The sequence below is a fragment of the Pollutibacter soli genome, assembly GCA_029269725.1.
GTDB lineage: Bacteria > Bacteroidota > Bacteroidia > Chitinophagales > Chitinophagaceae > Pollutibacter > Pollutibacter soli.
This window is the reverse complement of sequence record JARJHS010000002.1, coordinates 746273-770026: the sequence shown is the minus strand read 5'-3', so window position 1 is coordinate 770026 and position 23754 is coordinate 746273. Positions and strand designations below refer to the sequence as shown.

At 41.7% G+C, this 23754-nt stretch carries 18 protein-coding genes; 6 read left to right on the top strand and 12 right to left on the bottom strand.

The genetic code is table 11. The annotated features are described in order from the left end of the window. The first annotated feature begins 291 nt into the window (after window positions 1–291). A complete protein-coding gene (gene dxs / locus P2W82_RS07785; RefSeq protein WP_336515295.1) occupies window positions 292–2217 on the top strand; it encodes a 1-deoxy-D-xylulose-5-phosphate synthase in 1926 nt (641 codons plus the stop codon). Window positions 2218–2223: 6 nt separating this feature from the next. On the opposite strand, the gene P2W82_RS07780 is transcribed toward dxs, so the two are convergent. After that, complete coding sequence (locus P2W82_RS07780; RefSeq protein ID WP_336515294.1) at window positions 2224–3462, bottom strand: Pycsar system effector family protein; 1239 nt, start codon at window positions 3460–3462, stop codon at window positions 2224–2226. Window positions 3463–3514: 52 nt separating this feature from the next. Here P2W82_RS07780 and P2W82_RS07775 point away from each other — a divergent pair, with 52 nt between their 5' ends. Beyond that, a complete protein-coding gene (locus P2W82_RS07775; protein ID WP_336515293.1) occupies window positions 3515–4354 on the top strand; it encodes an SdiA-regulated domain-containing protein in 840 nt (279 codons plus the stop codon). A gap of 13 nt (window positions 4355–4367) precedes the next feature. Here the strand turns inward: P2W82_RS07775 and P2W82_RS07770 are convergent, their stop codons facing one another. From P2W82_RS07770 to mscL, 4 genes are all read right to left on the bottom strand, one after another. Further along, window positions 4368–6749 carry a hypothetical protein gene (locus P2W82_RS07770; RefSeq protein WP_336515292.1) on the bottom strand — a complete coding sequence of 794 codons (2382 nt, stop codon included), beginning with the start codon at window positions 6747–6749 and terminating at the stop codon, window positions 4368–4370. Between the two features lie 184 nt (window positions 6750–6933). After that, window positions 6934–7719, bottom strand: coding sequence for a segregation and condensation protein A (locus P2W82_RS07765; protein ID WP_336515291.1), 786 nt, complete (start codon window positions 7717–7719; stop codon window positions 6934–6936). Between the two features lie 71 nt (window positions 7720–7790). Next, the gene (locus P2W82_RS07760; protein WP_336515290.1) at window positions 7791–8705 is read right to left on the bottom strand and encodes a DUF3078 domain-containing protein; all 915 of its coding nucleotides are present in this window, start codon (window positions 8703–8705) and stop codon (window positions 7791–7793) included. Window positions 8706–8782: 77 nt separating this feature from the next. Then, window positions 8783–9154: a large conductance mechanosensitive channel protein MscL gene (gene mscL / locus P2W82_RS07755; protein WP_336515289.1), complete on the bottom strand. Its 372-nt coding sequence runs from the start codon at window positions 9152–9154 to the stop codon at window positions 8783–8785. Window positions 9155–9314: 160 nt separating this feature from the next. Here mscL and P2W82_RS07750 point away from each other — a divergent pair, with 160 nt between their 5' ends. After that, window positions 9315–10184 (top strand): DMT family transporter, encoded by an 870-nt coding sequence (locus tag P2W82_RS07750; protein ID WP_336515288.1) that lies wholly within the window; start codon window positions 9315–9317, stop codon window positions 10182–10184. A 325-nt stretch (window positions 10185–10509) separates the two neighbouring features. Here the strand turns inward: P2W82_RS07750 and frr are convergent, their stop codons facing one another. Next, window positions 10510–11073, bottom strand: a complete 564-nt coding sequence (gene frr, locus P2W82_RS07745) for a ribosome recycling factor (protein ID WP_336515287.1) — start codon at window positions 11071–11073, stop codon at window positions 10510–10512. Between the two features lie 86 nt (window positions 11074–11159). After that, the gene (locus tag P2W82_RS07740; protein WP_336515286.1) at window positions 11160–12293 is read right to left on the bottom strand and encodes an MraY family glycosyltransferase; all 1134 of its coding nucleotides are present in this window, start codon (window positions 12291–12293) and stop codon (window positions 11160–11162) included. 245 nt (window positions 12294–12538) lie between these two features. On the opposite strand from P2W82_RS07740, the gene P2W82_RS07735 reads away from it, so the two are divergent. Beyond that, window positions 12539–13372 carry a transketolase gene (locus P2W82_RS07735; RefSeq protein WP_336515285.1) on the top strand — a complete coding sequence of 278 codons (834 nt, stop codon included), beginning with the start codon at window positions 12539–12541 and terminating at the stop codon, window positions 13370–13372. A 201-nt stretch (window positions 13373–13573) separates the two neighbouring features. Here P2W82_RS07735 and P2W82_RS07730 read toward each other — a convergent pair whose 3' ends face one another. Together P2W82_RS07730 and rbfA are read right to left on the bottom strand one after the other, a co-directional pair. Next, window positions 13574–14791 (bottom strand): FtsX-like permease family protein, encoded by a 1218-nt coding sequence (locus P2W82_RS07730; protein WP_336515284.1) that lies wholly within the window; start codon window positions 14789–14791, stop codon window positions 13574–13576. 8 nt (window positions 14792–14799) lie between these two features. Beyond that, window positions 14800–15162, bottom strand: coding sequence for a 30S ribosome-binding factor RbfA (gene rbfA / locus P2W82_RS07725; protein WP_336515283.1), 363 nt, complete (start codon window positions 15160–15162; stop codon window positions 14800–14802). A gap of 68 nt (window positions 15163–15230) precedes the next feature. Between rbfA and P2W82_RS07720 the strand changes: the two genes are divergently transcribed. After that, on the top strand, window positions 15231–17048 hold the full coding sequence (locus tag P2W82_RS07720; protein WP_336515282.1) for an ABC transporter ATP-binding protein: 1818 nt from the start codon (window positions 15231–15233) through the stop codon (window positions 17046–17048). 247 nt (window positions 17049–17295) lie between these two features. Here the strand turns inward: P2W82_RS07720 and P2W82_RS07715 are convergent, their stop codons facing one another. Together P2W82_RS07715 and ileS are read right to left on the bottom strand one after the other, a co-directional pair. Continuing rightward, a complete protein-coding gene (locus P2W82_RS07715) occupies window positions 17296–18210 on the bottom strand; it encodes a TraR/DksA family transcriptional regulator (protein WP_336515281.1) in 915 nt (304 codons plus the stop codon). Between the two features lie 6 nt (window positions 18211–18216). Continuing rightward, on the bottom strand, window positions 18217–21639 hold the full coding sequence (gene ileS / locus P2W82_RS07710; RefSeq protein ID WP_336515280.1) for an isoleucine--tRNA ligase: 3423 nt from the start codon (window positions 21637–21639) through the stop codon (window positions 18217–18219). A 500-nt stretch (window positions 21640–22139) separates the two neighbouring features. Here ileS and P2W82_RS07705 point away from each other — a divergent pair, with 500 nt between their 5' ends. Beyond that, on the top strand, window positions 22140–22319 hold the full coding sequence (locus P2W82_RS07705) for a hypothetical protein (RefSeq protein ID WP_336515279.1): 180 nt from the start codon (window positions 22140–22142) through the stop codon (window positions 22317–22319). Between the two features lie 352 nt (window positions 22320–22671). Here the strand turns inward: P2W82_RS07705 and P2W82_RS07700 are convergent, their stop codons facing one another. Beyond that, window positions 22672–23616, bottom strand: a complete 945-nt coding sequence (locus P2W82_RS07700; protein WP_336515278.1) for a helix-turn-helix domain-containing protein — start codon at window positions 23614–23616, stop codon at window positions 22672–22674. Between the last annotated feature and the right edge of the window lie 138 nt (window positions 23617–23754).

The window sequence follows — 23754 nt, the reverse complement described above, 5'->3', positions numbered from 1 at the left end:
TTTGTATTAATGGCGAAATAGTCGGGTTGCCGGTCTAAATCCACAAGCCTGAATGAATAAACGTTTCTGTGTATATGGATGTGGGTGCGATCTTCTGAAAAATGTTACATAAGCTGAAAATTTATCCAGATGATATATTTAGATTACTGATTAAGAAGTCGTTAGAAAAATCTTATTCAGGCAAAAGGCAACAAATTGCACAATTTTCAGTTATAAATACCGAGAAATTGGCGTTGTCTCTCAAGCATCACCTGTTTTTGTTAATTTTACATTTGTTTATTTAACGAGCGTATGGAAATTCAGGCCGGACCCTTACTTCAGCAGATTAATAGCCCCGCTGATCTGAGGAAATTAGACCGTGAACAGTTGCACCAACTCAGTGATGAGCTCAGGCAATATATTATTGACGTTGTGAGTGTTCATGGAGGCCATTTTGGCGCCAGCCTTGGTGTTGTTGAGTTGAGCGTTGCTCTTCACTATGTTTTCAATACGCCTTATGATCAATTGGTTTGGGACGTAGGTCACCAGGCTTATGGTCATAAAATACTCACCGGCAGGAGAGATAAGTTTTCTACCAATCGCAAATACAAAGGACTCAGTGGTTTTCCAAAACGCAGCGAGAGTGAGTATGATACTTTTGGTGTGGGTCACTCTTCCACTTCAATTTCTGCGGCGCTGGGAATGGCCATCGCTGCCAAATACAAGGGTGAAAAGGATAAAAAGGCTATCGCGGTTATCGGAGACGGCTCAATGACGGCTGGCATGGCATTCGAAGCCATGAACCATGCCGGAGTATCTGATGCTGACCTCCTGATTATCTTAAATGATAACTGTATGAGCATCGATCCTAATGTCGGCGCGCTGAAAGAATACCTTACTGATATTACCACATCGCCTACGTACAATAAGATCAAGGATGATATCTGGAAAGCGTTGGGTAAACTCCCCGGTAAAAAATTTTCCAGGGAGATTGCCAGTAAACTCGAGCACAGTATAAAAGGTTTTGTAAACAAAAGCAGTAACCTTTTTGAGTCAATGAAGATCCGGTACTTCGGACCCATTGACGGGCATAATATCACCAAGCTCGTGGATACATTGAATGATCTGAAAGATATTCCAGGTCCAAAACTCCTCCACATCATAACGGTGAAGGGCAAAGGTTTTGAACTCGCTGAAAAAGATCAAACTAAATGGCATGCGCCTGGTTTGTTTGATAAAGTAACCGGTGAGATTTTTAAAAAGAAATTTGAAACACCGCAACCTCCGAAATACCAGGATGTCTTCGGACATACAATAATTGAACTCGCAGAAAAGAACGATAAAATATTTGGTATTACGCCTGCAATGCCATCAGGTTCTTCTTTGAAATTCATGATGGAAAAAATGCCTGACAGGGCGATTGACGTTGGTATTTGCGAGCAACATGCTGTTACATTAAGTACGGGTATGGCAACTCAGGGTTTGCGTGTATTCTGTAATATTTATTCATCGTTTATGCAGCGGGCATTTGACCAGGTGGTGCATGATGCTGCAATACAGGATCTGCCTGTCATCTTTTGCCTTGATCGGGCCGGCCTCGTTGGTGACGACGGTCCGACGCATCACGGCGCATACGATATTGCATATATGCGCTGCATTCCCAATATGATTATCAGTGCCCCGATGAACGAAGCTGAGCTCCGGGATCTGATGTATACTGCGCAACTGGATTCAAACAGACATCCGTTTGTTATCAGGTACCCACGAGGCGAAGGTGTTATGCCTGAATGGCGCACACCGATGAAAGAAGTTACTGTAGGAAAAGGAAGAAAATTAAAAGATGGCGATACACTTGCAATATTGAGTTTTGGCCATCCCGGGAATTTTGCTGCCGCTGCGATCCGCGATCTGAAAGCGGATGGAATTAATCCGGGACACTACGATATGCGATTTGTAAAACCACTGGATGAAGAATTACTTCACGAAGTTTTCTCAAAGTACTCAAAGATAATCACGGTTGAAGATGGCACCATCGTAGGTGGATTTGGCTCTGCAATAGTTGAGTTCATGAATGCTCATCAGTATAGTGCGCAGGTTGAAATGCTGGGCATTCCTGACCGTCTCGTGGAACATGGCACATTGAAAGAGCTTCATAACGAATGTGGCTACGATGCTGTAGGAATTGCATCCAAGGCAAGAGAAATGATGAGAGATCATGTTGCTGTAACTACACTATAACCCGGATCAGGCCTGCGGTTCGATCATGAATGCCGTAATAAATGCAATGATGGCAACTACCAATCCAAACATGAAAATGTTATAGGATATTCTTAGCAAACGATATTTTTTTCCCAGCACTACACCGAGAAAATAGATGTCCTTGGTTATGGATGTATAGAGATATTCCTTATCGTTCATCATTTGCTTGATTCCCCAGTCGTAATCGGCAAGTTTCATTTTATGGAAATTTCCGAAAAACAGAAGGTTGGCCTTTTTCGTCAGAATATCTTCTCTGGTAAAATATCCCTTCGTGAGATTGGGTCTTGTAGCTAAAACAGCAAAAATGATAGTCGACACATTGACTGCAAGCAGGATCAAAGTAGGTATGATATAGTACGGCATATCTTCCAGTCGCCTGAACATCACCGTTAGTACTACAGAAATGATGATGGAGTTGACAGAGATCATAATGTTTGCTTTGCTATCTGCCATGCCGCTCAGATCCATATGATTCCTGGACATCAGCCTGAACATCGTCTCGATACCACGCTTGGGTTTATCAAACTTTACAGGTTGTTGTTGTAATATTCCATCCGACTTAAGCTCAGGATCTTCGGGTGCAGATGTCTTGCCGGATTTTTTATGCTTTTTGTTTTCCTTTTCATTTAATTTATCTTCCTGCCTTTTAACCAGTAACTGCAGATTTTCAGTTTTGACCGGTTCCAGTTTTTCGAGAGCGTAATCGGTGAAATAATGATGCTCTCTTAAAAAATGTATGGTTGAGTTTCGCCATTCTGACCCTTTCAAATCTTTACCGGAAATGCGTTCAATTTCTTTACGAAGCATTTTTGTGCTTTCCATAAATTCCGGTCGGCCCAGGTGAAAAAGATCTGCATCGCATATGATTTCTTCTATTAAAGATCCAGGTTTTTGCGGCATACGCGTGGCCATGATGCATTTCTCGACCTTAGTAAGGAGAGCTTCAGATGCATTGTGTTTTTCGAGAAATACTACGGCCCGTTCCGCACTTCTCGTTTCATGATTTTCAGGTAGCCCGGACAGGTAGCCCACATCATGCCACCAGGCAGCGATCATCAATGCCTGATGATCTTCGTCAGGAACTTTATAATGTTCACTCATTCTCCTTACTGCTTCCACAACTTCACGTGTATGCGCAAGATTATGATACAACAGCGTCTGCGTTCCCATGGAATTAAATAAACTGCTGACAGTCTGTTCTGAAAGTTCAATTAGATTATCCATGGACCAGTGATGTAGAAATTAAATTACAATAATTAATCTGTACTTTTAAAATATGCAAATTTCGAAATGGATTGTGGTTTTTTGTTTTCTTTTTTCATGCCGATTTGCTGAAAAAAACGACAAATCCATCAAAAGCCCTGATGGTTATGATCTTTCGAAGTCTGAGAAGATAAGCCTTCCTGAAGAGCTGGACGAAATCTCCGGAATAGTTTACGACGAAGGTTCGGGTACGATTGTTTCATTGAATGACGAGGAAGGAGTGCTGTACCGTTTTAAGCCCGATAGTCCCAGGCAGTTTATTGACAGTCGCTTTCACAAAGGAGCTGATTTTGAGGACCTGCTCTCGGTTGGACCTTACTGGTACGCACTTAAAAGCAATGGACACCTGTTTAAAATTTCTGATGCATTTACTGATAACGTTCAAAGCAAGGGCTTTCCATTCAACCAAAAAGGTAAACATGAGTTTGAAGCAATGCTGTATGATAGCTCGCTGAACAGGATATACATTTTTTGTAAGATCTGCGGCAAGACGCCCTCTGTATCACCGGAAGCATTTTCATTTGATCTTGGGACGGAACAATTTGATTCCACTTCAACACTTACAATTCAACTGACCCGCGAACAGAAAAAAGAACTTAAGGATAATCAACAGGTCCAGATTTCCGCAGCTGCTATTCATCCGCAAACCGGAGACTGGTGGTTTGTTGCATCAGCCAGCGGCTTACTGCTGATTACTGATCATCAAGGCAATTGCAAAGAGCTTATTCCATTGAACAGAAAAAAGTTTAAACAACCTGAAGGTCTAACTTTCAATTCAGCAGCCGATCTTTTTATTTCCAATGAAGCCAAAACCGGCATTGCGAATATTCTCATCTTTCGTAAAAAATCCTGATCTGATTTACTCTTTAATCTTCCAGCTTTACAAAAAAGCGGATCGCTTTTATACCACTCACGCCCTGAACATCCTCGAGTTCAAGAATTTCTTTTTCTCCTTCAAGTAAATTTTTCTTTTTCAGAAAACTAAAATATTCATCAAACTCAGCCGCTTCCTTTTCGTGCGTATACACAACAGCTATTGTATTCGGTTGTGTAAGTCGCTCACCGGTCTTCCTGATTCGCGCTTTATCAAGTCTTTTCTTAAGAATTTCAAACCTTATACTATCTGAACCTTCCACATCAAATCTTCTTTCATCTTTTCTGAAACTTATGCAAATAGGATGGCCGTAGATCAAAATCAATTGTGTTGTCTGCAAAGGAATCGGAAGTTCCTTATTAAGTTTGTAGGTGATTCGCGCGATCTCTGCCATAGTCGACATCTGCCATAGCCTGATATTCTTCAGGTATATCATGTCAAATGCTTTCATTGGAGTAAATGACTCGCCGATATAAATATTATACTCGACGCCATCAGTTCTGAACTTCTCAAAATAATGCGGATAGAATTGTTGAATCTGGTGTCTTGCAGTTTCAAGATGCCTGGATATATTATTGTTCAGGATATGCAGGCTTTCGTCAAACTTCCGGCGATGCTGAAACAACTGGCCTTTTTCCGGATCAGCTGCGGCGAGATAATAGCGCGCAGGATCCGCTTCTTTTCCTCCGTTTGCAGAGAGATGCCGGAAGAAAACTTTCACCTCTTTCTCCAGGAAATCCTGTATCAACGATTCATCTTCCGCAATCAGGTTTTCGTTTATCCGTTCAGTTAAAGTTTGATTCTTTCTTGATATGTACTGTATATATTCATTCACTGCAGGCAGCATGTAATCATCGAAACTGCTGATCGTGGCTGTAAGAAAATGCAACTGATCGAGCAGATCCTTACGCATCCAATAATTTCTTTCTGTCGAGGAATTCCTGATATCAATTGCTCCAAAAACCGGGTACACTTTATCAAAACTCACAGTACCCATCTCGGGCTGCTGATGATAATCCCTCTTACGAAGATAGATCCAGGCTTCTTCCAGGAATTTCCATTCGACGATAGGTTGCAATGCAGTAAATCGTTCCTTGACAAGTGTTTCAATTTCATTACGGAACCGGTCGAGATAATTCCGGCAGGCCATTTCAAAAAATGCATATACAGGCTCAAGCTTTTTCAGCAATTCCGCATGCAAAGCATTGGCAACCGGGGCAGCAATTTCAAGCATACCTATCAACTCCCTGTTACTAAAAAGTGGCACAACGAGATAACTGTTCGCCATTGTCTTTTTCAAAAAACGAAGTAGGGGATCATTTTGTGTCTGCGACTGTTGCAAAAGATTACCAAAAATTACCGGGCCCTTTTCTTTATTCAGGAGAATGGCGAGTTGATTGTACACCATTTCCTTATAATCCATTTCCGGGATATGGTTAATCAACCAGCTTCTTCCGGAGTAGGCGTGAAAGAAAATATATCGTTCATTCAGACTCAGGAAAGGGCTGAGACTGATTTTTACATCGCGCAATCCAATAAGTGTTTCAACGGCTGAAATCAGTTTTTCATAACCGGGTTCAGGCAGGTTCGACTGCATTTCAATTAATGCATTTTTTATCAGCGTCACACATTCTTCCGCAGTAACATCAACGATACTTCTTCTCAGGAAAAATCCTTCGAAGCTGAACATATGCAGTGGCAATTTCTGCTTTAGTCCGTTGATATCTGATATAGTACTTGTGCTACGATCAATAAATTCTTCAGGGAATTCAGGAAGTTTTCCTTTCAATTTTACGTCGACAAAACTTTCGTCGATATGCAGGCGACTATACCGATGCAGCCCGGTCGATTTGTCCAGCCATCGGTTTGTTTTTCGTTCCGGAACCCTGATTTCCTTCTGATAAAATTTCCTGAATATCATCCGGTAGGCAAGCAACACATGCTCCTGTTCTATCTGACTGAATGGTCTTTCCGGATGAAATTTCACATGGCCATCATTATCCGGGCTGAAATAATCTGCGAAAGATTTTGAATAAAAAGGAATCTCAAATTTATAAGGAGTACTCAGGGAAAAATACTGTACATCCTTGTCCGCAGAAAATGGAAATAAGGAAGACACGACCATCTGGAATAACAACCCATGTTTTTCCAGCAACCGGAAATCGGTTATGGGTTCATGTAATTCACTGTGAATTTCAAACTCCTGAAGGATATATCTGTACAAGGACTCAAAAGGACTGTTGCCTTTTTCGAACTCTTTTTTGATCTGGCGATAATAGGGTTCAAAGGAGAATTTTGATTCAATTCCGCTGGACGATGGATAAAGCCCGGGATCAGGGATGAGAATTCTGAGTTCGGCTATTTTGTTTTCCACCTTGTTAAATTACAAAATAGTTCATAGTTCATGGTTCATAGTTCATAGTGTAAACAGCCGGACTCCCAGCCTGGCTGAACAATGTATTCCAGCATTTTCGGACTCTTAGTACCAACTATAAACCAATAACTATAAACCTGCCTGCCGGCAGTCAGGCTCCTACTTACCACTCACTACTCACTGCTTACTGAATATTCAGATCCGTCAAAGGCGCATCCTCTTCCCTGTTCTCATTGTACTCAATGATAAAATTGTTGCGTCCTTCGCCGGTGAGAATCGACATATAGCGTTGCTGTGCGAGTTCCAAAATGGTGAGGAATAAAAAGATCGCGTGTATGCGGTTTTCACATATCTCAAACACTTTTTCAAAGGCCATGGTCTTTTCTTCTTTCGCACGATGCAGCATGTATTCGCGACTTTCCTCCATCGTGTAGTTGTAACGATACACCACATGCTGTGGTTTATTATTCCTGTCGTACACTTTCTGCATCACACGTTCAAACACTTTCATGAGTTTGAACAAAGTGATCGTCTGGATCTCTGTTCCTTCAGCGTTTGTTTCGCCCAGTGCTGACAGCTCCTGGTGCAGGTTACCGCGTTTCACCATGTACATGCGTTCTGCTTCCATTTCTGCAAGTTTTGCAGAAGCTTCCTTGAATTTTTTGTACTCAAGAATTTTATCAACCAGTTCCTGGCGCGGATCTATTTCATTGCCCTGCTCATCCAGTTCTTTTCTTGGCAATAAAAGCTTCGCTTTAATGCGCATCAATGTCGAAATGAAAAGTATGAACTCACTGCTCAACTCGATATTAGCCTCTTCCGAGCCATGAAGAAACTCAAGAAAATCTTTGATGATTTTAGTGATGGGAATATTATATATATCCAGTTCATCTCTTTCAATAAAAAATAAAAGGAGATCAAAGGGACCTTCAAATTGCGGAAGTTTTATCTGGTATGTTGACGTATTCATTGGGCCTTGTTTTAAAAATGAACCGGGTTCACACAAAGTGGAACCCGGCAAAAATATAGATTATCAGGTAATCAAAGTCGTGCTGAGAAACCTACCGACAACAGTGATTTCAACTGCAAGGCGGGAGAGGTTCCATTATCTCCAAAGATACGAACATCATCGTCATATATCATATCTAAATTATACGTAACTGTAAGCCACTTATTGACTTTTAGGGCAATAATATTTGTCCAGAAAAGATCCACATTCTGAGGATTATGGAGGTAATTGCTATACAAATCAAGACGACTCTTATAGATCACGTTCTTCATAATTTCTTTATTGAAGTTGATCGACATAAAAGCGCCGAATTCAGACCTCCACTTTTTACCTGGATCGATGCTGTACAATTTCGTAAGAGAATCGATACCAACATATGTCCAGCGGGCAGATGCGGGAGAAAGAAAAATACTGAAATAATCAGTCGGTGTCCAGTCAATGCCCGGAGCAAGAGTCATGTAAGCCGGCGCAAAAAAAGATGAAGTGCGTTCTTTCGGAGTCTTGTTGTAATCATAACCATCAGTGAATTGAGTACGAAGATTACCGACAATACCAACTCCCCATTTCGGCTTAAACTTATAGGTGTACTTTGAAAAAAGATCGATCCTGTCGTCATTTTTTCTCGTGCCCTGAGATGCCGTTGTAATCTGCGCATAAAACAAATCGAGATTGTTTTTCCAGACATTTTTTCCTCGTTTGAGATTCGCAAACAGATTCACATAGCTGTTTACAGCAAAGGAATTTTTCTCAGCACCAGCCGCCCAGTTACTGGAGTTTCCCTGTGCAAGCCCAAGATTAAATAACGCTCCAACTTTCCATCCTTCTTTGTGAGAAGTATCATCAGCAAGATCTCTTTTGGCCGTAGCTTCAAGATCCTTCACCGTTTGATCCTGAGCAATAATTTCGAGAGTGGTGAAAAGTAAACTCAATAACAGTAGTTTCTTCATTCTTTTATATTGAATGTTTATGAATAATACAGGCACAGCGTCTCGTAAAAAACGCCGAACCAATATTGATAGTTCAATTATTTCTTCCGCAATTCATTGCGGATTTCTTCCAGTAAAACTTCAGTTTTTGTGGGCGGTGCTGGTGGTGGTGGCACGTCAGCTTTTTTCTCCTTAAGTCTGTTCAGACCTTTTACCAGCATAAATAATACAAATGCAATTATGATGAAATCCAGTGCGGCCTGAATCAGAACCCCGATTTTAATTACGCCAATCTGCCATTCGGAAAACTTCTTTGTATCTCCGATTAACAAACCGATGATCGGCATGATAATACTTTCAACAAGTGCAGTCACTATTTTATTGAAAGCAGCTCCAATAATCACACCGATAGCAAGATCCATTACGTTTCCTCTGACGGCGAATTCGCGAAATTCTTTCATGAAACCCATAGCAACATATTTTAGTTTCGATAATTTATCAAACTTAAGCGATTCCTTTAATTCAACCCATAGAATTAAATCGAATGTTTAAGAATTAACCGCGGATACAACTAAAAGGGTATTCGATTATAGTTATATTTAAATTTGCTTTTTTTTAGAAATTGAATCATTGAAAAATTCATGGATTAACTGGTTACTTTTTTTGCTGATCTGTATCATCTGGGGCAGTTCATTTATTTTGATGAAAGCCGGCCTGCAACGATTGAGTGCATTCCAGGTGGCTGCCATCAGGATTTCATCCGGCGCGATTGTGCTGGTTCCCTTCGCCTTTTCGGCACTAAGAAGAATTCCCTCATCAAAATATCCGCTGATTATTCTTACAGGTTTTCTCGGTACATTTTTTCCGGCATTTTTATTTTGTATAGCTGAAACAAGGATCGACAGTGCAATCGCCGGCATAATAAATGCATTGACACCTTTGTTTACACTGATCATTGGTGTGATGTTTTTCTCTGCGACAATCCCATTAAAAAAGTGGCTGGGTGTTGTTGTCGGTTTTGCTGGTCTCTGCTTTCTGCTTGCTTCCGGAGATGAAAAAATTAACTTCGGTTACCTGGGGTTTTCGCTGCTGGTATTGATCGCTACCATCTTGTATGGAACCAATGTTAACCTTATCAACAAATACCTGAAATCATATCGCTCACTTGATATTGCATCGATATCACTCCCCTCTCTTCTTATTCCCGCATTAGGTGTACTTTATTTTACAGGATTTTTCTCGCAGATCAATACTTCACCCGCATGGATTAAATCAACCGGCGCGTCTCTTGTACTTGGTGTGATCGGTACCGCTATCGGTACATTGGTTTTTTATAACCTTATTAAAAGGGCAGGACCTGTTTTTTCCTCGATGGTGACCTATGGTATTCCTTTCATTGCATTGGGCTGGGGCGTACTCGATGGTGAAGTGATTTTCCCATTGCAGATTGTTTGTATGATGATCATTCTTGCAGGGGTGTTCCTGGCCAACAGAAAATAAAAGAACCCGGCAAATTGCCAGGTTCTTTTTCATATTTTTTTATTTGCAACCCTGCACGCGTATACAAACAGGATGTTCCTGCCGGAACATGAACTTTACCTCTTGTCGCGGAGTTAGAGAAATTTAGCTCATGCTGAGGCTAACGTATAACTTCATCCGCCCTACGGGTGGCTACAAACAGGATGTTCCTGCCGGAACATGAACGTTACCTCTTGTCGCGGAGTTAGAGAAATTTAGCTCATGCTGAGGCTAACGTACAACTTACCACTTAAAACTTTAAACTCTAAACTCTTTCTTACTTCTTACTACTCTCTACTTACATTCCTCACACCGACATGATCTCTTTCTCTTTCTGCTGAAGATGTTTGTCCACTTTCAAAATGAAATTGTCGGTCATGGTCTGGATCTCCTTTTCTGCGTCACTTGCCAGATCTTCGCTCAAACCCTGCTTTTGCATTTTCTTTATATGTTCGATCCCTTCCCTTCTGATATTCCGTATCGCTACTTTTGAGTGTTCGCCTTCACCATTCACCCTTTTCACAATTTCTTTTCTTCTTTCTTCCGTCAATGGCGGTAAAAATATCCTGATGATGCTTCCATCATTTTGAGGAGTCACGCCCAGATTCGCAGCAATAATAGATCTTTCGATGGGCTGGAGCATGTTTTTTTCCCAGGGTTGTATAGTTAATGTGCGTGCATCTGCTACGGATATATTTCCCACCTGGTTGATCGGTGTTGGAGTTCCGTAATAGTCAACTACCAAACCGTCAAACATCTGGGGTGTTGCTCTTCCAGCACGGATTTTAACCAATTCTGCTTCGAGGTGGTTAATGGCTTTGTTCATGGATTCTTCAGTGTGTTCCACTGTCATCTGTAATTCTTCCGACATAGTTGGTTGCTGTTAAACCATGCAAAGCTAACAAAAGCAATCAAAAATTGATTGCTGCGTAACGAGAATGATTAATTGAAAACGACTCAGTTGTCTTCCGGAGAAACAAGCGCTTTCTTTCTGAACGAAAGAATTCGCTGGCTGTTGATGGATGGCCTGTTCTTGATATCCCCATTTGCGTATACGCTGATGCGCATGTTTGTGTACCACAAAACAAAGGTACCAACAGCGGCAACGCTTGCCATCGTAAGTATAATTATGGTTGCACCCCAGCTGCGCGCAAAAAATGCAAACGCAATGAAAAGAATATTGATTCCTACGCAGGTATAAGTCACCGCGGAGTGAGAAAGTCCTTTATCCAGTAAGAGGTGATGAATATGATTACGATCAGGGCTGAATGGTGATCTTCTGTTGAATATTCTCAATGCAAAAACCCGAAGAGTGTCGAATAAAGGAACCATCAGTATGGCAATACCAATTGCCGGTGACGCTGTCATCGGGAAAGCACTGCCAGGACGATCTGCGACATTGATAAACCTGATTACCATGATCGCATTTAAAAGGCCGACAAGCAGTGATCCGGTATCGCCCATAAAAATGCGTGCAGGTGAATGATTGAAAATCAGGAATCCAAGTAATGAGCCCCCAAGAATAAATGCCATGGCAGCATACGGAACCTGGTCAATGATATAGAAATAACTACCAAAAACGAATGAAGTCATTATACCCAGACTTCCTGCAAGTCCATCAACACCATCAATCAGGTTGAACGAGTTAATGATTACGATAACGGTGAAATAAGTAAGAGCAAGGCTCATGATATCCGGCAATTCGTATATACCCAGAAACCCATGCATACTCTTTATCTGTACACCGCCTTTGTAAATAATCAGGAAAGCCGCAATGAGCTGGCCGATGAATTTTTTAATCGGAGATATAACGAGAATATCGTCCTTAAGACCAAGGAAGAAAATTACAAGTGCTGCTGCGAAAAAGTATTGAAACTCAGAAGCTATATCAAGTGGTATGATGAAAAGACAAGCCAGGATAAAACCAGCAAAAATACCAAGACCGCCTAGTGACGGAACAGGTGAAAGGTGTACCTTTCTTTCATCAGGCAGATCAAAAAGCTTTTTTTTATCTGCGACCTGAATAATAACCGGAATAGCTGCAAAGGTAATTATGAAGGCAATTGAAGTGCCTAATAATATTTTGTCCATTAAACCCCGATTTAGGACCAAAAATAAATTGAATAAAGAAATTCAGTCTATTTGAGGAATTTACAAAATCAATATAAAGGCTTAGCACCGAGTAAATTCTGCACATAGATAACGACTTTTTTCCAGATGTTAGTATTTTTCAGGTACTTTATCTCAAAATAATTGCAACTGAGATTCATTACGATAAATTGAAATGTGATTGCATGAAAATTTACCCCTAGTTTTGCGCGGAAATACAGCTTACAATGGCAGAATTAACTGAGATAGCATCGCAAATCAGAAGAGATATCGTAAGAATGGTTCACGGATGTCAGAGCGGACATCCCGGCGGTTCTTTAGGTTGTGCTGACTTTTTTACAGCGCTTTACTTTAAAGTGATGAAACACAATCCCGAGTTTCAGATGGATGGAGCCGGGGAGGATTTGTTTTTTCTGTCCAACGGGCATATTTCCCCGGTTTTTTATTCTGCCCTTGCGAGAGCGGGTTATTTTAATATTTCAGAACTGGCAACTTTCAGAAAAATAAATTCGAGGCTTCAGGGTCACCCTACAACCCACGAACACCTCCCAGGCATTCGAGTGGCATCAGGTTCACTCGGCCAGGGTATGAGCGTGGCCATCGGAGCCGCACTCGCAAAAAAACTCAATAATGACGATCGCCTGGTGTACTCTCTTCACGGAGATGGAGAACTGGATGAGGGTCAGAACTGGGAAGCGGCCATGTTTGCAGCTCACCATAAAGTTGACAACCTCATTTCAACGGTGGATTGGAACGGTCAGCAGATTGATGGTACTACAAAAGAAGTAATGTCGCTCGGAAATATCCGCGCGAAATTTGAAGCATTTGGTTGGAAGACGATCGAAACTGACGGAAATGATATGGATAAATTGCTGGCATCGCTTGATGAAGCAAAATCTCTCTCAGGAAAAGGAAAACCAGTTGGAATCATGATGCACACAGTGATGGGTAAAGGTGTTGATTTCATGGAAAATAATCACAACTGGCATGGTGTTGCACCTAATGATGAACAACTGAAATCAGCTTTAAGCCAGTTGAAGGAAACACTCGGCGACTATTAGATCAGGTAAGAAGTGAGAAGTAAGAAGTAACCAGATTCAAATAAAAACCTGGACGCTTTATTATAAGGCCTGGCTTTTTGAGCCAGGTTTTTCATTTACGTGATCTATGATTGGTGATTGATTTGTCAAATCATTCCTTTCAATCTCCTCTTCAACTTTACACTTTCAACTTTACACTGGCTGCTCCCTACTCACTACTCACTAATTTCTCAGCTCAAACGGCTGCCTGGCTGCCCTCGCTGCAGGTACCCATGAAGCCAGCAAACCGATCACAAATACAGTGATCACCACAAGGAGGATATCGGTGAAAACAAGTTTTACGGGATAATAATCGATCAGAAAGGATTGACCCTGCAACGGCACGAGTTTGTAATTTGTTTGCAGATAATATAAAAGAAATGCGATGATCAAACCTCCGCCCGCACCGATCATTGCGAGTAATAATCCTTCGCTGAGAAATATTTTCCTGATCAGGCTTCGCTCTGCGCCCATCGCCTGCAATACCTGGATATCTTTCTTCTTTTCGAGCACAAGCATACTAAGTGCCCCGATCATATTGAATGCAGCGACTAAAAGTATGAGGGAGAAAATGGCATAGATCGCCCACTTTTCAAGAGTGATGGTTGAATACAAATTTCTATTCTGCTCATACCTGTTCTGTACAAGAAAGTTTTTGCCCAGATATGAACTGATCTCCGAAACAACCTGATTTTCTTTCCTGATATCACTTAATGAAAGTTCCATCGAGGTAAACTCATCTGGTTTGTAATTCAGGTATGTCTTTAAAAAATCAAGATTGGTGATTACGTATTTGTTGTCGAATTCAGATTGAATGGCAAAACTTCCTGCAGGCGACACCTGGCCCTGGCTCAATGAGGCCATCGGGTCGCCTGAACCCGCATCTTTCTTCGGGAGATAAACGGTAAGAGGAGTGATCGTTCTATCGGAAACAATGCCAATGGCATTTTCAATCCCCACACCTAAAACAAGTTTTGGAGCCTCTTCATTTCCGAGTGCGAATGTTCCCCGTACCATTTTCTCCGGTATGCCAGACAAGTTTGTGTAACCGGAGTCTACACCTTTAATCTGTATAATCGTATGTATATCGCCGTTAGTGAGCAGCGCATTTTCTTCCGCAGTGAGACTTGCGGCTCTTACACCAGGCCAATGGGCGAGCTTTTGTCTTTGTTCCGCATTAAGTTGAATGGTTTTCCCTTTTACAGCACTGATCCTGATATCAGGATAAAATGAAGAATAAAGTGATTTCACCAGGCTCTCAAAACCATTAAATGCACTTAGAATGATAATTAATGAAGCAGTACCGACAATAATTGCAATGACACTAACCCAGGCTATGATATTTATAGCATTGGTAGATTTTTTTGCTTTGAAATAACGCCAGGCGAAACTGAAATACATCAGAAATTTCAGGGCTTTTTATCTGCATTGATCTGCTTAAAAATCTCTTCCATCCTGAATACATGATCCAGCGTATCATCATTGAAGAATTTCATCTCGGGAATTCTTCTTAGCTGATGCTTCACCCTGCTACCCAGTTCTTTCTTGAGAAAACCGGTTTTCTCTTCGATATGTTTGAGAGCTGCCTGTTTATCTTCCACCTGGAAAAAACTCAGGTAGATCCTGGCTTCCAGAAGGTCCGGTGTAACCTTAACATCGGCAATGGAAACCATTCCTCCGTTCAGCATATTCAAACCATTGCGCTGAAAGATATCATTCAACTCATGTAAAATTACTCCGGCAACCTGTTTTTGTCTTTTACCCTCCTGCATAACCACAAACGTTTGTTGGCTGTAAAAATAACTACTTTTGGCCTATTTGTCTATTTAAGCAAAGCTGTATGAAAAGCCTGCGTACAATTTTCCGTTATGTCAGCAAATATCCAAAGCTGGTAGGTCTCTATTTCACACTCAACCTGTTATCAGCTTTTTTTTCTCTGATTTCGCTAACCTTGCTTGCGCCGTTCCTGGCGCTTATATTCGGAGTTCAGCAGGATAATAAGATCATGACATCGAAATTCAGGCTGGGAACAATTACCGATGATTTTTATGCTTTACTTACAAGACTAACATCCACCGACACAGGCAAAATAAAAGCCCTTGGATTTCTCTGCCTTATTGTACTGGCGGCTATCCTGTTGAAAAATCTGTTTCTGTATCTGTCAATGTATGTACTAACGCCGATCCGCAACCGCATCATAAATGATATGCGGGATGATATGTATAACAAGATACTTCAGCTGCCAGTAGGCTTTTTCAATGAGCAACGTAAAGGTGACATCATGAGTAAGCTCACCAACGATTTGCAGGATGTTGAATATTCCACGATCAGCTTCCTGGAATCATTTTTCCGTGAGCCGGTAATCATCATTTTGTACCTCACTGCAATGGTCAGTCTCAGTCCTCAGCTTTCCCTTTTTCTCCTGATATTTCTTCCTGTCTCAGGTCTGATTATAGGCAGAATTGGTCGTTCATTAAAACGTGTTTCAGGAAGAGTGCAGGAAAAATTAGGTGATATATTAAGTACCATTGAAGAGACGCTGGGAGGTATCCGCGTTGTAAAAGCCTTTAATGCGGAAGGTCAGCAATTGAGAAAATTCAAGAGAGAAAATCATGAACTCTTTACCATAAAAAACCAGGCAAACAGGAGAAGAGATCTTGCTTCACCGGTGTCCGAAACATTAGGATTACTCGCTGTTTGTTGCGTTCTGTTTTATGGCGGGCGCCTGGTACTGAATGAAAATTTTCTGAACGGTCCTGATTTTCTTGCCTACATCGCGATATTCACACAGATCATTAATCCACTGAAGTCTTTAACTACAGCATCTTACAATATCCGGAAGGGTGCTGCCAGCGTGGAACGCATCGAAGAGCTCATCACTCAAAAAGAAACCATCAGGGATCCTGAACATCCGATTGAAATCAGGAGGTTTGAAAATTGTATCGAGATGGTAAATGTAAACTTCAGTTATGGCGATACACCGGTGTTGAAGAATATTAATCTTACGGTCAAAAAAGGAAAAACACTCGCACTGGTGGGATCTTCCGGAAGTGGTAAGTCAACACTTGCGGATCTTGTACCACGGTTTCACGATGTAAGTGGAGGAGCGGTTTTACTCGATGGAAATGACATCAGGAAATATGCGGTTAAGGATCTCCGTAACCTGATGGGGATCGTAACTCAGGAGCCCATCTTATTCAACGAAAGTATTGCTTCGAATATCGCACTGGGAAACGAAAAAGCAACACCTGAAGAAATTGAACAGGCAGCAAAAGTGGCCAATGCGCATCATTTTATAACACAGAAAGAAGGTGGCTACCAATTCAATGTCGGTGACCGCGGAGGCAGACTCAGCGGTGGTGAGAAGCAACGCCTTACCATCGCCCGTGCCGTTTTAAAAAACCCACCCATTCTGATTCTTGACGAAGCAACATCTTCATTGGATACCGAAAGTGAAAAACTTGTTCAGGATGCTATCAATCATTTGATGAAAGACAGAACCAGCATCGTTATTGCTCATCGTCTTTCAACAGTAAGGCACGCCGATGAAATCATTGTTTTACAAAAAGGAGAAATCGTCGAAAGGGGAAAGCATGAAGAGTTGATTGCTATGAATGGATTTTATACACGTTTGGTGCAGATGCAGGAGGTGAAGTGACGTGAAACGTTAAACGTAGAACGTGGAACGTCAGAACCTGATTTGGAACGATTCCGACTAAATAAAAGAATTTAATTGTTGCAAAAAGGGACAAACATCAATACACCGTTTGGATCCTCTAAAACGAAGGATTCCAAATTCCCTTTAATATTCTTTTACCAAACAGACTTATCTCCTCTACCAGAGATACTGGAAAGATCAAATCCGCATAGGCCGACGTTTAACGTTTTACGTACTACGTTAAACCTTACTGAATATTCGGGTTCCTCGACATTCCCATCTTAGCCTCGATACTCAGTGTAGCATGTGGTACTGCTCTGAGACGTGCTTTGTCAATGAGTTTTCCGGTAACACGGCAAATGCCATATGTTTTATTTTCAATCCGGATAAGGGCTTTTTCGAGTTTATCTATAAAGTCGATTTGCCTGCTGGCCATCTGGCTCAACTGCTCACGCTCCATGCTCAGACTTCCGTCTTCCATAGTCATATAACGGTTGTCAGTTTCGTCGCCGCTCATCTCATCCTTGCGGGTGATCAGACCGTGCAGGTAAGAAAGTTCCTTTTTTGCTGCATCAAGTTTTCGGGCGATTAACTCTCTGAATTCCGCAAGTTCTGCATCGCTGTATCTCATAGTTGGTCCAGTATTTTCAACCGTCGGCTGGTCTAAAACCGATCTGGTAAATTCGGGTTCGTATTTACGTGATGTTGTTGCATTGATCTTAGGCATAACCACTGGCTTAGCAGGCTTTTTTACTTCCTGGGTTTTTATGACCTTCCTGATCTCTGCGAGTTTATTGACAGGTTTGGATTCTTCAACATGCGGCTCAGGTTTTTTCGGCTGAGACTTTACAGGCTCTGGCGCTTTTTTAACCGGAGCAGCATGTTTTACCGCAGCTTTTTCATCCTTATGATGTGCTAACGGTTTCGCATGATGTTTTTCGTCTTTGTGCGCAGGTGCATGTTTTACCGGCGCTTTGGCAACAGGTTTGGCAGCAGGCTTTGCAACTGATTTTTTAGCAGGGGGCTTGGGAGCAGGTTTCGCTGCTGGTTTTGCCGCTTTTGGTGCAGCCTTTTTCTGAACCGGCGCTTTTTTGGGTGCTGGTTTTGCCGCTTTTTTGGCTGGTTTTGCCGCTTTAGGTGCAGCCTTTTTCTTTGTTGCCATAAATGATTACCCTTTTTTTGAAACTAACACTTTGAGCTGAATGTCATTGACTTCAATCGCAGTTCCATCTGCAATTTCAGGCACCAATTCCAGTGTATCTGCTAAAATTTCGGCGCAAATATAATTATTAAATTGTGTAATGGCCGGAATCAGTTTTTCGTTCCCTGCCAGCTTCACATCTATCCGGTCAGTGAGCTCGTAACCCTGGTCCTTCCGGATTTTCTGTATCCTGTTGACCAGCTCCCTCGCATTCCCTTCCTTCTCTAATTCCGGACTCACCTGAATATCCAGTGCCACTGTCAATGCATTTTTTGAAGCGACCATCCATCCCGGAACATCCTCGCTTTGGATATCTACTTCATCTACCCTGATGATAATAGGCGTACCCTCAATCATCAGTTCGATCTCACCAGTAAGTTCAAGTTTTTTTATATCATCCTGGGTAAACCCGCCAATCGCAGCAGCAACCGCTTTCATCTTCGAGCCCATCTTCTTGCCAAGAGCAACAAAATTGGGTTTTACCTTTTTGTGTATAAAATCATTACTGCCTGAAAGATATTCCAAATCCTTAACATTCACTTCAGCTTTGATAAGATCTTCAACTTTTCTTATCTGCTCTTCCATATCTTTTCCATTCACCGGTACAAGCGCCTTCTGCAGAGGCTGACGTACACGTATATTCACTTTTTTTCTAATGGAAAGTATAAGCGAAGATATATCCTGCGCCATCTGCATTCTTTCTTCGAGAGCAAGATCAATTACTTCAGGATTTTCAACCGGGAAATCAGTATAATGTACTGACGCAACACCCAGCCTTCCCGTGACTTTATCTAGAATACGATAGATATAATCGGAGAAGAATGGAGAAACCGGAGCCATCAATCGCATCAAAGTTTCAAGACACTCATAAAGCGTTTGATATGCTGCAATCTTGTCTTTTTCATATTCACCTTTCCAGAATCTTCTTCTGCAAAGTCTCACATACCAGTTGCTCAGCAATTCATCTGTAAAATATTCGATGGCTCTTCCTGCCAGTGTCGGCTCATAATCATTAAGGTGTAGAGTTACTTTCCTGATCAGAGAATTCAGACTCGATAATATCCAACGATCTATTTCAGGGCGGTCTTTTACGGGAATATATGCTTCTTTAAATGCAAACCCGTCCACGTTTGCATACAGTGCGAAGAATTGATAGGTATTATAAAGTGTTCCGAAAAATTTACGCTGTACCTCACGGATACCTTCAACATCAAACTTCATGTTCTCCCATGGTGATGCATTCGTTACGAGGTACCAACGTGTAGCATCTGCGCCAAACTGACCAATGGTTTTAAACGGATCAACAACATTACCCAGGCGCTTACTCATTTTGTTGCCGTCTTTATCGAGCACAAGACCATTGGAGACAACGGACTTGTAAGCAACGCTATCAAAAAGCATTACGCCGAGTACATGCAAAGTGTAAAACCAGCCGCGGGTCTGGTCAACACCTTCAGCGATGAAATCGGCCGGAAATGCGCGCGCTTCTCCTTTTTCAGGATCAACCATATCCCTGTTCTCAAATGGGAAATGCCATTGCGCATAGGGCATTGCACCGCTGTCAAACCAGACATCGATCAGGTCCGGAACACGCTTCATCGGTTTCCCCGACTCGCTCACCAGAATGATATCGTCAACATAAGGTTTATGCAGATCAAGCAAACCTTCATGCAGGTAATGTTTATTGGTTTCACCACGCAATGCAGTACTTGCTTTTTTTATTTCACTGTTCAGTTCTTCAATAGATCCGATGCATTTTTCTTCTTCACCATCCTCCGTTCTCCAGATCGGTAACGGTGTACCCCAGAAACGACTGCGACTGAGGTTCCAGTCGACCATGTTTTCGAGCCAGTTTCCGAAACGTCCTTCTCCGGTAGATTTAGGCTTCCAGTTGATGGTTTTGTTGAGTTCAACCATCCTGTCCTTCAAAGCAGTCGTACGTATGAACCAAGCATCGAGAGGATAGTATAGGATTGGTTTGTCTGTACGCCAGCAATGCGGATACGCGTGCTCATATTTTTCAATCTTAAATGCCTTGCTTTCTTTTTTCAGCAAAACACAGATATCGACATTCACATCAACATAGTCAGCTTCGCTTTTATAATTTTTTACAAAGCGGCCACTGAATTCGCCCACACCGGGAACAAATTTTCCTTCACGATCTACGAGTGTCAGTATTCCGAGATTATTCTTTTTACCGGCTTTAAAGTCATCAGCGCCGAAAGCAGGGGCCATATGTACGATGCCTGTTCCATCTTCTGTAGTAACAAAATCACCCAAAATGACTTTAAATGGATCTGCTTCAGGTGTTATTTCGCGTACACGATCAAGCGAGTTTGCTTCGAAAGGTAAAAGCTGGTTGTATTTTAATCCATCTAACTCAGCTCCTTTGAATGTAGTGATCACCTTCCAGGGTAAAAACTTATCACCTTCCTTATGATCAGCAAAAGAAATGTCTTTACCTTCTTCTTTAAAATACTTCGGTATTAGCGCTGTCGCAATTATCACTGAAGAAGGCAGACCTGTATACGGATTGAACGTTTTTACAAGTGAATATTCCACATTGGGACCGACCGCGAGACCCAGGTTGGAGGGAAGCGTCCATGGCGTGGTCGTCCAGGCCATGATATATAATTTACCCGTCGGCTCCGAATCTGCACCTGGAGCTACAGCATCCGTCAGTTTTTTTAAAGATGAATGTGATGCATTCGCTTCTGACCCCCTTTCTCCTGCACTCAATGGAACGTGGAACAAAACGGTGGCGCTGGTGTCTTTTACATCTTTATAAGTACCAGGCTGGTTTAATTCATGCGAGCTTAAACCTGTGCCTGCAGCAGGTGAATAAGGCTGAATACTCACACTTTCGTACAGGTATCCTTTTTTATATAATTCTTTCAGACACCACCAGAGTGTTTCTATATAACTGTTTTCAAAAGTGATATAGGGATTATCAAGATCGACCCAATAACCCATTTTGCGGGTGAGGTCATCCCAGAGATCTTTATACCTTAATACAGCCTCGCGGCATTTTTGATTATACTCTTCAACAGAAATTTTCTTTCCGATATCTTCTTTGGTAATGCCCAATTCCTTTTCAACTCCGAGCTCGATGGGCAATCCATGGGTATCCCAGCCACCTTTGCGTTGCACCTGGAAACCTTTCATCGATTTATACCGGCAAACCAGGTCTTTCAGCGTACGGCTGATAACATGGTGGATGCCGGGCAGTCCATTGGCACTTGGGGGCCCTTCATAAAAAATAAACGGCTTAGCTCCTTCCCTGTTGGTCACACTTTTTTCGAATGCTTTGTCCTTTTCCCAGCTTTGCAGGATCTCCTTTTCTAGTTCAGGGAGATTCAGTTGCTGAAACTCATGATATCTGGCCTGCATAATTTTTAATAAAGTGGGCGAAGTTACGCAAATTCAGAAGGCAAAACTGTTTTACAGTGGCCACGGCCGGGAGTAATCGAAGTCGTTCCTGAAAGGCAGATAAAATCAAATCGCCGGAAAAATCCTCACAAAAACACAACAGAAAATCTGCAGTCGACCTGAAAAATGCCAGATGATATTTTTAAGGGAAATAACCAGAACCGGAAAAATATACTATTTCACAATTTTAGACTGTCAATATTGAGCAATAGCATATGTAAAAATTTAATTGACAATTCATTATTGCTACTGACATTATGACCCAAAATCTGAAGTAGTAATTTAGCCATACCGATTAACAAAATTTTTATACTAACCCTTACCCGGAGCCGTTATTGCTGATATTCCGACGTGATGAAATATGATTAGGAGTTATCCACAGAAACGACGGTTTGGCATAGTTTGTGAAAAATAAAACTGAAATCCTGTAACCATTTGAGAACAATCCAATACTTCCAATTATGAGAAATTCAACCGTTTCATTTATTTCCAAGCTGATAGCAGCCATTCCCGGCGCGGCATTTTTCGGAAAATCTCAATCAACGAAGCAGGTTTTTGGCAAGAAGGAACTGGCACAAATCAGTCGCCAGGAAAATCTGAACAGGATTTTTATGGTGAGACACAGGATCCAGCATCTATAGAATTTCGATCTACAAAGCACGAACAACGAATTAATAATGGCTCTGAAGACAGTTTTCAAACCTGTCCGGAAGGTATAACATATTGAACTATTTCCAGGGTTTAGGGATTAGGGATGGAGGGGAGCTTTATAGCTCCTCTTCACATTTAGGTACTACGTTAAACGTATAACGTAAAACGTACAACGTTGGACCCTGCAGATGATTGAATTCTACAAATCCGGAAGATTTAACTTGATGTGAGCCAGGCAAATACTTTGTGATCGGGATCTTCGTCCACCCCAATGCCCAAAAAAGCAGGAAAATTATCTTGTTTTAGGCTGGCGTTCAACGTTATACATTCAACCTTTTACCTTTAACGTATCAGAAGTTCACAAGGCTTCAACCCTGTATGTTTTTTAAAAGCCGTGGAGAAGTGGGAGATGGAGGAATATCCCAGGAGAGCAGATACTTCAGATACATTTTTGCCTTTTTCATACAACAGAAAACGGGCATGTTCCATGCGCTGATCCTGGTAAAAGTCAAAAATGGTTGAGCCAAACATTACCTTAAATCCTTTCTTCAGGTAACATTCATTAATACCTACCTTCCGACTGAGTTCTTTAATGGTAATCGGATCACCGATATGCTCGAGAAGAATTTCTCTTGCCAGCATGATCTTATCCCTGTCGTGATGATTGGCCAGGAATTTACAGGCGGGTACTTCTTCTTCCTGAGGTTCATCATCAAGTATTCCCTCCAATGCATACAAGAGCAGGATCTGCGTTTGCGCATTGACATAAATATTTTCGAAAGTATCAGTATAATTATGACCCAGAAAGGTCTCCAGGGTCTGCCTGATCTTATTTCCAATTGGAATAGATCTCGTAAAAGACTGTGTATTTCTGAAATTCAGCAATTCAAGCGTCGGTGTTTTTTTTCTCTGGCCTTTTACCAGGTGGGCCAGGTGTTCCGGCTCGAATCGGAAACTCACCACATCGAGCACGGGTAATCGCATTTCACAGCGTTTATCGGTTCCCTTCCGGCAGGCTTCACATGATGCATCATTTTCGTAACACCAGCTCATGCCGGCAATGCAAAAACGAAGTTCGAGATATCGCCCGTTTTGCGACCCCGTATTGTAATTATAAGTAAGCTCACCCGTGTCTTCTACCACCCAGTGTGATAATTTCTGATATCTGCGAATCTGGTATTGCCAGGTGCCTGGAATCTGTTTTTCCTTCTTTGAAAGAAGCACAAATTCATCCACCATCACGGGTTGATTCAATGCCTGACTTATGATATCAGTGGATTCGGACATACGATGTACAAATGTACATTCTTTTGATGTTTGAGCTCTTGTAACTGTCCCGGATGATAGCCGCTAATTGTGGAAATTATCTGCAAAACGAGACCCTTTTTAACGCTTTAAAATTGACGCTCAGCCTCATTTTCGTTA

Excerpts from the sequence above, each read along its gene's own strand:
- dxs (WP_336515295.1), top strand. The coding sequence starts at position 292 with ATGGAAATTCAGGCCGGACCCTTACTTCAGCAGATTAATAGCCCCGCT.
- P2W82_RS07780 (WP_336515294.1), bottom strand. The coding sequence starts at position 3,462 with ATGGATAATCTAATTGAACTTTCAGAACAGACTGTCAGCAGTTTATTT.
- P2W82_RS07775 (WP_336515293.1), top strand. The coding sequence starts at position 3,515 with ATGCAAATTTCGAAATGGATTGTGGTTTTTTGTTTTCTTTTTTCATGC.
- P2W82_RS07765 (WP_336515291.1), bottom strand. The coding sequence starts at position 7,719 with ATGAATACGTCAACATACCAGATAAAACTTCCGCAATTTGAAGGTCCC.
- P2W82_RS07760 (WP_336515290.1), bottom strand. The coding sequence starts at position 8,705 with ATGAAGAAACTACTGTTATTGAGTTTACTTTTCACCACTCTCGAAATT.
- mscL (WP_336515289.1), bottom strand. The coding sequence starts at position 9,154 with ATGGGTTTCATGAAAGAATTTCGCGAATTCGCCGTCAGAGGAAACGTA.
- frr (WP_336515287.1), bottom strand. The coding sequence starts at position 11,073 with ATGTCGGAAGAATTACAGATGACAGTGGAACACACTGAAGAATCCATG.
- P2W82_RS07740 (WP_336515286.1), bottom strand. The coding sequence starts at position 12,293 with ATGGACAAAATATTATTAGGCACTTCAATTGCCTTCATAATTACCTTT.
- P2W82_RS07735 (WP_336515285.1), top strand. The coding sequence starts at position 12,539 with ATGGCAGAATTAACTGAGATAGCATCGCAAATCAGAAGAGATATCGTA.
- P2W82_RS07730 (WP_336515284.1), bottom strand. The coding sequence starts at position 14,791 with ATGTATTTCAGTTTCGCCTGGCGTTATTTCAAAGCAAAAAAATCTACC.
- rbfA (WP_336515283.1), bottom strand. The coding sequence starts at position 15,162 with ATGCAGGAGGGTAAAAGACAAAAACAGGTTGCCGGAGTAATTTTACAT.
- P2W82_RS07720 (WP_336515282.1), top strand. The coding sequence starts at position 15,231 with ATGAAAAGCCTGCGTACAATTTTCCGTTATGTCAGCAAATATCCAAAG.
- P2W82_RS07715 (WP_336515281.1), bottom strand. The coding sequence starts at position 18,210 with ATGGCAACAAAGAAAAAGGCTGCACCTAAAGCGGCAAAACCAGCCAAA.
- ileS (WP_336515280.1), bottom strand. The coding sequence starts at position 21,639 with ATGCAGGCCAGATATCATGAGTTTCAGCAACTGAATCTCCCTGAACTA.
- P2W82_RS07705 (WP_336515279.1), top strand. The coding sequence starts at position 22,140 with ATGAGAAATTCAACCGTTTCATTTATTTCCAAGCTGATAGCAGCCATT.
- P2W82_RS07700 (WP_336515278.1), bottom strand. The coding sequence starts at position 23,616 with ATGTCCGAATCCACTGATATCATAAGTCAGGCATTGAATCAACCCGTG.